The sequence below is a fragment of the Micromonospora sp. M51 genome, assembly GCF_018070305.1.
Lineage (GTDB): Bacteria > Actinomycetota > Actinomycetes > Mycobacteriales > Micromonosporaceae > Micromonospora > Micromonospora parva.
In genome coordinates this window covers 1-8,598 of record NZ_JAGPXZ010000201.1, presented here as the reverse complement: position 1 = coordinate 8,598, position 8,598 = coordinate 1, and the positions used below count along the sequence as shown (strand labels likewise).

At 70.6% G+C, this 8,598-nt stretch carries 9 protein-coding genes; 4 read left to right on the top strand and 5 right to left on the bottom strand.

Features of this window, described 5'->3' with window-relative positions:
- A partial coding sequence (locus tag KBX53_RS13440; RefSeq protein WP_210859537.1) for a hypothetical protein occupies nt 1–380 on the top strand: 380 nt, incomplete at its 5' end.
- Between the two features lie 121 nt (nt 381–501).
- On the opposite strand, the gene KBX53_RS13435 is transcribed toward KBX53_RS13440, so the two are convergent.
- Entirely contained in the window at nt 502–1,941 is a 1,440-nt protein-coding gene (locus KBX53_RS13435; protein WP_030338033.1) for an MFS transporter, read from the bottom strand.
- A gap of 85 nt (nt 1,942–2,026) precedes the next feature.
- Nucleotides 2,027–2,263 carry a hypothetical protein gene (locus tag KBX53_RS13430; protein ID WP_210859535.1) on the bottom strand — a complete coding sequence of 79 codons (237 nt, stop codon included), beginning with the start codon at nt 2,261–2,263 and terminating at the stop codon, nt 2,027–2,029.
- Between the two features lie 147 nt (nt 2,264–2,410).
- Between KBX53_RS13430 and KBX53_RS13425 the strand changes: the two genes are divergently transcribed.
- A complete protein-coding gene (locus KBX53_RS13425) occupies nt 2,411–3,568 on the top strand; it encodes a geranylgeranyl reductase family protein (protein ID WP_210859533.1) in 1,158 nt (385 codons plus the stop codon).
- 1 nt (nt 3,569) lies between these two features.
- The gene (locus tag KBX53_RS13420) at nt 3,570–3,830 is read left to right on the top strand and encodes a hypothetical protein (protein ID WP_247675568.1); all 261 of its coding nucleotides are present in this window, start codon (nt 3,570–3,572) and stop codon (nt 3,828–3,830) included.
- Between the two features lie 57 nt (nt 3,831–3,887).
- Here KBX53_RS13420 and KBX53_RS13415 read toward each other — a convergent pair whose 3' ends face one another.
- On the bottom strand, nt 3,888–5,678 hold the full coding sequence (locus KBX53_RS13415; protein ID WP_210859531.1) for a bifunctional UDP-sugar hydrolase/5'-nucleotidase: 1,791 nt from the start codon (nt 5,676–5,678) through the stop codon (nt 3,888–3,890).
- A gap of 187 nt (nt 5,679–5,865) precedes the next feature.
- On the opposite strand from KBX53_RS13415, the gene KBX53_RS13410 reads away from it, so the two are divergent.
- Complete coding sequence (locus tag KBX53_RS13410) at nt 5,866–6,768, top strand: SDR family oxidoreductase (protein WP_309140766.1); 903 nt, start codon at nt 5,866–5,868, stop codon at nt 6,766–6,768.
- A gap of 160 nt (nt 6,769–6,928) precedes the next feature.
- Here the strand turns inward: KBX53_RS13410 and KBX53_RS13405 are convergent, their stop codons facing one another.
- On the bottom strand, nt 6,929–7,588 hold the full coding sequence (locus KBX53_RS13405) for a nucleotidyl transferase AbiEii/AbiGii toxin family protein (protein WP_036412771.1): 660 nt from the start codon (nt 7,586–7,588) through the stop codon (nt 6,929–6,931).
- Nucleotides 7,585–7,926, bottom strand: a complete 342-nt coding sequence (locus KBX53_RS13400; protein WP_030338026.1) for a hypothetical protein — start codon at nt 7,924–7,926, stop codon at nt 7,585–7,587. Before KBX53_RS13400 ends, KBX53_RS13405 begins: the two co-directional genes overlap by 4 nt.
- Between the last annotated feature and the right edge of the window lie 672 nt (nt 7,927–8,598).

Genomic DNA, 8,598 nt, shown 5'->3' with positions numbered 1-8,598 from the left:
AGCAGACGGCCAACGTCAAGGCGATCATCGCCGCGACGAAGAAGGCCGGCCTGCCTGAGCGCGCCGCGGTGATCTCGATCGCGACGAGCCTGCAGGAGTCGAAGCTGGAGAACCTGGGTCACCTGGGCGATAGGAACGATCATGACTCGCTGGGCCTGTTCCAGCAGCGCCCGTCCAGTGGTTGGGGTACCCCGGAGCAGATCACCGACCCCGAGTACTCCACGACCGCGTTCCTCAAGGGCCTCAAGCAGGTTGACGGGTGGCAGGACATGCCGCTGACCGTGGCCGCGCAGACGGTGCAGGTGTCGGCGTACCCGGACGCCTACGCCCAGTGGGAGCAGCAGGCCACCGACCTCGTCGCCCAGCACTGGAACAGCTGACCCGCACCACCGCACGACCGAACAGCAACACCACCGCACCACCGCACCACCGCACCACCGCACGACTCTGACCGCTGGCCGGCACCCGCAACCCGGGGTGCCGGCCAGCGGCGTACCCCGGTCAGTTCTTGTGGTTGTGGTTGCGCCAGATGTCGATCAGCGCGGCGATCAGCGCGAGCACGATGATGCCGGTAGCCAGCATGAGGGACTGTTCGAAGGCGGTGGTCCAGTCGCCGCGGCTGTCGGCCAACGACGAGAAGAACAGTGAGCCGACGGCGGCGATGCCGGCCGCCGCGCCGATCCGCTGACCGGTCTGGAGCATGCCCGCGCCGCTGCCCGCCTGATCTACCGGCACTTCGGAGAGGGTGATCGTCTGGTTGGGGGCGATCACGAGTCCGCTGCCGATGCCGGCGACGAGCAGCGGGCCAGCGGTGACCCACGGTGCCGGGGCGTGCGGTGCGAGGTGCAGCGCGATGACCGTCGCGGCCAGCCCGACCACCACGGTGAGCAGGCCGATGGCGACCAGTGGTCGGCCGAAGCGGTTGACGATGCGGCCACCGAGTACGGCGGCGGCGGCCGAACCCAGGGCGAAGGGGGTGATGGCCAGGCCGGCGACGAGGGCGCTGTAGCCGAGACCCATCTGCAGGAACAGGGTGAAGATGAAGAAGATCGCGGTGAACCCGCCGAAGTAGACGAGCGCCAGGATCGAGCCCAGGGTGTACGACTGGAGGTTGAACAGTCGAAGGTCGAACAGGGGTTGGTTGCGGCGCGCGTACCGTCGTTCCCAGAGCCCGAAGGCGACCAGCACCGCCAGGCCGGCCGGGATGAGCGCCCACTTCCAGGGGGTGCGCCACTGCTGTTCCTGCACCAGTGGCAGCAGGACCAGCACCACGCCGATGCCGAGCAGCAGGACGCCGACGGGGTCGAGTCGACGCCAGCCGGGTTGACCGGTGGGGCGGCCGGGCAGCAACCGCCAGCCGAGGATCACCGCGAGAACACCGACGGGCACGTTGACGAAGAAGACCCAGCGCCAGCCGTGCTCCTCGCCGCCGACGGCGATGAGCAACCCGCCGAGTAGCGGCCCGACGGCGGTGGAGATGCCGATGGTGGCGCCGAGCAGCCCGAACGGGCGGGCGCGTTCGGGCCCCCGGAACAGCTGCTGGATCAGCCCGATGACCTGCGGGTTGACGACGCCGGCCGCGGCGCCCTGCAGCAGTCGGGTGATGACCAGCCAGGTGGGGGAGGTGGCGAGGCCGGCGAGCGCGCTGGTGATGGTGAACAGCGCGATGCCGAAGACGAACGCGTTGCGCCGCCCGCGGGCGTCGCCGAATCGGCCGGCGGGCACCAGCGCCAGGCCGAAGGTGAGCGCGTACCCGGAGAGAACCCACTGCAGGTCGCTCGGTGAGGCGTGCAACGCCCGGTCGATGGACGGCACCGCGACGTTGACGATGCTCACGTCGAGCAGGGTCATGAACGCGGCGACGAGTCCGACGCCGACGGCCTGCCAGCGTCGTCGGTTCTCGGCCGGGGTGACCGGCTGCGGCGGCTGCGCCGCGTTCATCGTGCCCCCCGTCGACCCTTGGTCACGCATGGTTGACCGCTACCCGGGTCGGCGGGGGGCGAACCGTGCCGGCTGGTTCCGTGGGTCACGCCATCTGGCGGGCGCAAAACCGGGGGCCGAAGTCGAGGCCGGCCATCGGTGAGTCCTCGCGGTGCAGCAGGCCCTTCTCGGTGAGCAGGTGCAGGGGGCTGCCCACCTGTTCCTCGGTGAGTCCGGATTCCTCGGCGATCAGGTCCGGGTAGGGCACCTGCCCGCGTGCCTCAAGGGTGGTGACCGCCTGGTACACCCGTTGCTCGGCCTCCGACAGTGGCACCTGCTGCATGGTTCCTCCTTCGCTCGGCCGCCACTGCGGTGGCGGTTGCCGTGCGCCGGTTACCCCCTCGGTGACCGAAGATGCGCACCCGATCGGGCGGTCGCGACGGCGGGCGGGTCGGCTGGTCGCGCGTCGGTGGTGCCCTAGGCTGCTTCCGTGATCGTTTGGGACCTCGTCGTTGTCGGCGCTGGCCCCGCCGGGCTGTCCGCGGCGCACGCCGCCGCCCGTGCGGGCGTTTCCACACTTGTTGTCGAGCGGGCCGCGCATCCGCGGTACAAGACCTGCGGTGGTGGTCTGATCGGCACCTCGCTGGCGGCTGTCGAGGGTCGGATCGAGGTGCCCGCGCACGACCGGGTGGACCGGGTGACGTTCACCCGCGACGGCGGTCGGGAGTTCACTCGCCGCAACGACAGTCCGGTGGTGACGATGGTGCGCCGCGAGGAGTTCGACGACCGGCTGCGGGCCGCGGCGGTCGCCGCCGGGGCCGAGATGCGGGAGCGGGTCGCGGTCCGCGCTATCGAGCAGGACCCTGATGGGGTACGCCTGCGGCTGGCCGACGGTACGACGATCGCGGCTCGTGCCGTGATCGGGGCGGACGGCTCGTCGGGGGTGACCGGCCGGCATGTCGGGGTTCGGTACCGGCAGGTGGATCTGGGTCTGGAGGTGGAGCTTCCGGTGCCGCCCGTCGAGCAGGAGCGGTGGCGGGGTCGGCTGCTGCTGGACTGGGGTGCCATGCCGGGCTCGTACGCCTGGGTCTTTCCCAAGGGTGACCGGCTGACCGTCGGTGTGATCGCCGGTCGCGGCGCGGGGGAGGGGACCCGTGACTACCTGCGGCGGTTCGTCGACCGGTTGGGTCTGACCGGGTTGCCGGCGGAGCACGACTCCGGTCACCTGACCCGGTGCCGTGCGGAGGATTCACCGTTGCGCAACGGCCGGGTGCTGGTCGTGGGGGACGCGGCGGGGCTGTTGGAGCCGTGGAGCCGGGAGGGCATCAGCTTCGCGTTGCGGTCCGGTGCGTTGGCCGGGGCTGCGGTCGCGGGCGGTGATCTGGCGGGGTACGAGCGGGCGGTGGCCGAGCGTCTGCTGCCGGAGATGCGGGCGGGGTTCCGGCTGCTCGACGTGTTCACCCGCCGCCCGGATGTGTTCCACGCCCTGTTGGCGACCCCGCCGGGCTGGCGGATGTTCGTGCAGTTCTGCCAGGGTCGGGCGAGCTTCGACGAGATGCTGCGCCGCCGCCCCATCCGGGCAGCCCTCGCGGTGCTGAATCGGTTACCCGCCCCGCGCCGGGCACCCGCTATTCACCCAGGATCCTAGGATGCCCTACGCGACGTGCGCCCCGCCACTGGTGTCCAACGGGCTGGGCGTCGGACAATCGCAGGGGAGTCAGGAGGTGCCGATGACCGAGCAGCCGTTCACCGACGACGAGTACGCGTTCCTGCGCCACGTACGGTTCGGGCAGTTGCCGCTCGCCGCCCGCCCCGATCAGCGGGTCGAGCTGACCGAAACCGAGTCACGAAGCGATCGGCCCGAGGTGTGGGACGACCCGGTCCACTGGGACCTGCGCCACGCCGGCTGACAACGCACAACGGGCCGCGGGTGTCGCCACCCACGGCCCGTCGATGCTGCGCTGAGGTCAGAAGACCGGCACGCCCTCGCGTACCAGCCGCCAGTTGGGCTGGAAGAAGTCGGCCGGGTCGATCGTCCCCTTGGCCTGCGCCCAGTCGATGAGCAGCTGGCGGATCTCCTGCTGCGCGTTGTAGACCTGGGTCTTCACGATGCCGGGGAAGTTGCCGCCGCCGCTGCGCCGGTAGTTGTTCACCGCCACCACGAACTGGGCGTTGTCGGCCACCGGCGTGTCGGTGCCGGCCAGCACCAGGCGGGTGATGCGCTGCCCGACCGGCTTGGAGATGTCGATGTCGTAGTCGACGCCGGAGAAGACGTCGTAGTTGTAGTCCGGCACGGCCGGGTCACTGATCTGCTCCGGGTCGACCGGCGCGCCCGGCGCCAGGGTGCGGAAGTACTTCGCCGAGTACTCCAGGTACGCGCGCACCTCGGCCCCGCTGAGCACCACCGCCTCGAGGGTGTTGTCGTACACGTACAGGCCGGCCACGTCGCGAATCTTGACGTCGCCGGCGGGGAAGACGGCCGTGCGGCTGAACGGCGCCGCGATCGACAGCACCGGCAGGTCCGCGTACGCGGTGCCAGCCAGCGCCGCGCCGACCACCTCGGTCTGCACGTGGTTGATGAAGTCCAGGATGGGCGTGTCCTTGTACCGCGACTCGGCCGCCGACAGCTCCACCGTCGACTGCGCGACCACCTGGTTGACGTACGCGATGGTCTTCTGGTGTTGGGCTCGCACGGCGGCGAGCACCTTCGGGTCCTCGACCACCGTGTTGGTGTTCAGCATGGTGGCGGCCTTCTTGGTGATCGTCCACCGACCACGCTCGCGGGCCAGGGTGAAGTCCATGCGGGTGAGCCGCTGGCCCCACTTCGACGGCTCGGAGAGCAGCACCTGCGCGCCGGTCCGCTCGTTGGTGACGAACCGCTCGACCACCTCGTTGTGCGCGTGGCCGAAGAGGATCGCGTCGATTCCCGGCACCTGCTGGGCGATCAGCGCCACCGGGTTCTCGTTCGGCAGCTCCGGGCCGTAGCTGGAGGTGCCGCTGTCACCGCCGTGCGCGGAGATCAGCACCAGGTCCGCGCCGCGGGCCCGCATGATCGGCACCCACTTCGCGGCGGTCGCGATCATGTCGTCGAAGCGCAGCTTGCCCTCGACGTTGCCCTTGTCCCAGATGGCCACGCCGGGGTTGGTCAGCCCCAGGATGCCGACGCGCAGGGTCGGCGCGGCGAAACCGAGGGAGACCTTCTTGATGACGTACGGCAGGAAGGCCGGCTTGCCGGTCTTCGCGTTGACGGCGTTCGCGGCGAGCGCGGGGAAGCCGAGCTGGCGGATCCACAGGTCCAGCAGCGGCAGACCGTAGTTGAACTCGTGGTTGCCCAGGGTCACCGCGTCGTAGTCGATGACGTTCATCGCCCGGGCCATCGGGTGCTTCTCCCCGGTGGCGGTGATCGGCTCCTGCTTGGCGTAGTACGTCGCGAGGGGCGTGCCCTGAATCGTGTCGCCGGCGTCGAGCACGAGCGTCGCCTTGCCGCGCCGCTCCCGACGGATCTGGTTGATCAGGGTCGCCAGCTTCGCAACACCGATGTCGTTCTGCTTGCTGTCGTCGTACTCGGCGTCGCGGTAGTAATCCCAGTTGTAGACGTTGCCGTGCGTGTCCGACGTGCCCAGGAGGGTGAGGTCCCAGGTGCGCGGCCGGGCCGGGCCGGCCGCCTGCGCGGGCGCGGCGGCGATCAGCGGGGTGGTCGCCGCCGCCGCTGCGGCGACGAGCACCTGGCGGCGCGACGGGCCGGATCCAGAGGTCATGACGTGCCTTTCCATGGGGGTGGACGCGCCTCGTGAGCGCCTTGCGCACCATAACCAGCAGCTGACACTCCCGCCACGCCAGCCCCGGCAGCTGCAACGGTTTCCGCAGGCCGACGCAGGGTAGGGCCATCACGACGACATTCGCGGGAGAGCCCCACCTTCCGCGCGCGACGAGGAGATGGCAGCAGTGAGCGAGGACCAGCACACCCAACAGGACCCGACCAGCCAGTACGGCCAGCAGTCCGGCCAACCCGCACAGCAGCAGTCGGCGCCGGGCGCGACCGCGGAGATGACCCCCAAGCCGGACCACGGGGAGGAGTCGTACCGGGGCAGCGGCAAACTCGACGGCAAGCGGGCACTGATCACCGGCGGTGACTCCGGGATCGGCCGGGCGGTCGCGATCGCCTTCGCCCGGGAGGGCGCGGACGTCCTCATCTCCTACCTTGGCGAGGAGGAGGACGCCGACGCCCGGGAGACCGTCCGGCTGATCGAGGCCGCCGGGCGCCGAGGCATCGCGGTACGTGGCGACATCACCGACGAGGCGCACTGCCAGGAACTGGTCGACCGGGCGGTGCGGGACCTGGGTGGCCTCGACATCCTGGTCAACAACGCGGCGTACCAGATGTCGCAGGACAAGGGCATCCTCGGGATCAGCACCGAGCAGTTCGACCGGGTGTTCAAGACCAACCTGTACGCGATGTTCTGGCTCTGCAAGGCCGCCATCCCGCACCTGGCCGAAGGGGCGGCGATCATCAACACGTCGTCGATCCAGGCGTTCGACCCGTCGCCGCAGTTGCTGGACTACGCCACCACGAAGGCGGGGATCGCCAACTTCACCAAGGCCCTCGCCGCCGACCTGGCCGAGCAGGGCATCCGGGTCAACGCTGTCGCTCCCGGTCCGGTGTGGACGCCGCTGATCCCGGCCACCATGCCGAAGGAGAAGGTGGAACAGTTCGGCACCGACACCCCCGAGGGACGCCCCGGGCAGCCGGCCGAGCTGGCACCCGCGTACGTCTTCTTCGCCTCGCAGGAGTCGAGCTACGTCACCGGCGAGATCCTGGGCGTCACCGGCGGTCGACCGACCAAGTGATGACCCACCCGGGTGGGCGTCGTGCGGGCGCCCACCCGGCGCTGTGGTGTGCCGGGGCCACCGGCCGTGCTGGCTCAGTGCCTCGCACGCTCCCGCGAACCGGCTCATCGGGCGTGGTCGGGTGGTGCGCACCGATGGTGCGGTGCGGTCGGGCGTGGGGTTAACGCGGCCAGCTGGCGAAGCGTTGTCGAATCTCGGCGACCTCGGCGGCGCCCAGGCCGTACCGGCCGAAGCGCTGGTCGGAGAGCCGGTCCAGGTAGCGGCCAGCGGCGCGGACGTCGTCCGGGTCCAGCGCGGGATCGACCTGACGGGCCAGCACCAACAGCTCGGTCACGTCATAGTGGTCGAGAGCCGCGGCCACGTCGATGAAGTCGCGAACCTCCCGCCGGTTGACCAACGCCGCGATCTTGTTCGCCACCAGGTCACGGACGTCCATCACCGGGCCGAGGTCCATCACCACCGGGCTCTGCTGGCGGTCCAACCGGGCCAGGCTGAGCCGGATCTGCCGTCCGTCGCGGCTCACCACGAAGTCCTTCATGTCCTGCTCGTACCCGTCGAACAGCTCGGCCAGCTCACTGTCCGGGTCGGCGTCAGTGACGAGGAACCCGGCCCGCTCCAGAGCCACGCGCACCCCGGCGGACGCCGCCGCCGCGGCACCCTCCACGTCCGCGAAGAGGTCGACGTCCTCCGTCGGTCGGGCGACCAGACCGTGCGCCGCCCACGCCACCCCACCACCCAGCACGAACCGGTACGGCCCGGCGGCGGACAGCGCCACCCGGGCCACCTCCCGGTAGAACTCGTGCAGATGCGGTTCGGTCACGCCGTACGCAGGCCGCGGTGCCGGCTCTCCCACGCCTGGCGTACGCCCCGAGGCAGGTTGAGCAGTCGCCACACCCGGCGCAACGTCCGCCCGTTGATCAGGGAGCGCAGATCCTCGGCCCGGGTGGTCTCGCGAAGCACGTTCTCGTACATCCAGAGCAGCTGGTCGGGGTCGCCGAGGTCGAAGGTGCGCTCGGCGTTCCACATCAGCCGCACCGGCAGCTCCACCACACCCCGAGTGGGACCGGCCAGCTCGGCGAGCGTCCGCGCCACCACAGCGGGACGACCCGGGCGGGCCAGAAACGCCACGCCGGTCGCGGTGGGGGAGACGGCCTGCATGGTGTCAGGGTAACGCCCACCCGGGCCGGTGTCGCTCAGGCTGATCCCATCGCGCTATCGCAGACGAACCCACCCGACCTTGCTCGCCGCGATGTTTGTCCGGTTATGCGCCAGCCGAGGTCGTCAGACGATGCGTGATCGACTCGGGTTTCATGAAGTCGGGGTGTCCTGGCGTCCCGGATGCCCCGGTTTCCGTGAACCCGAGTGGATCACGGGCGTGCGGGCCGGTTCGGTGCCGTGGGGCCGTGGGGCCGTGGTTGTGTGGGTGGTGTGTCGGGTTGTGGGGTGTGTGTGGGTGGTGGCCGGGGGCACCCGTAGGCGGGAATCGTGGCCGGGCCGGGGTCGTTACGCACCCTGACGATCGCAGCAGCACCTCCCGCCGCCCGGTTTCACGGGCGCGGGATCCGAGGTCCGGCAGGGTGGAATGCCCGCCGCCACCCGGGCGTTATGGTCCCCACGATCGACCGCAGGCACCGCCGTGATGGGGGTGCCGGCAGGTTGGGCCACCGGGAATGACCCCGGCCACCCGGTCGTTGTGATCCCCACGATCGACCGCAGGCATCGCCTCCCCGTGGGTGCCGACGGGATGGGCCACCCCCGGAATGACCCCGGCCCCCCGGTCGTTACACCTGGACCCCGGCGCGCCACGAGCCCCCGCGCCCGTGAAGTCGC

Bases quoted from the DNA above. Each gene is read 5' to 3' on its own strand.
- KBX53_RS13435 (WP_030338033.1), bottom strand. From the start codon at position 1,941: ATGAACGCGGCGCAGCCGCCGCAGCCGGTCACCCCGGCCGAGAACCGA.
- KBX53_RS13430 (WP_210859535.1), bottom strand. From the start codon at position 2,263: ATGCAGCAGGTGCCACTGTCGGAGGCCGAGCAACGGGTGTACCAGGCG.
- KBX53_RS13420 (WP_247675568.1), top strand. From the start codon at position 3,570: ATGCCCTACGCGACGTGCGCCCCGCCACTGGTGTCCAACGGGCTGGGC.
- KBX53_RS13415 (WP_210859531.1), bottom strand. From the start codon at position 5,678: ATGACCTCTGGATCCGGCCCGTCGCGCCGCCAGGTGCTCGTCGCCGCA.
- KBX53_RS13400 (WP_030338026.1), bottom strand. From the start codon at position 7,926: ATGCAGGCCGTCTCCCCCACCGCGACCGGCGTGGCGTTTCTGGCCCGC.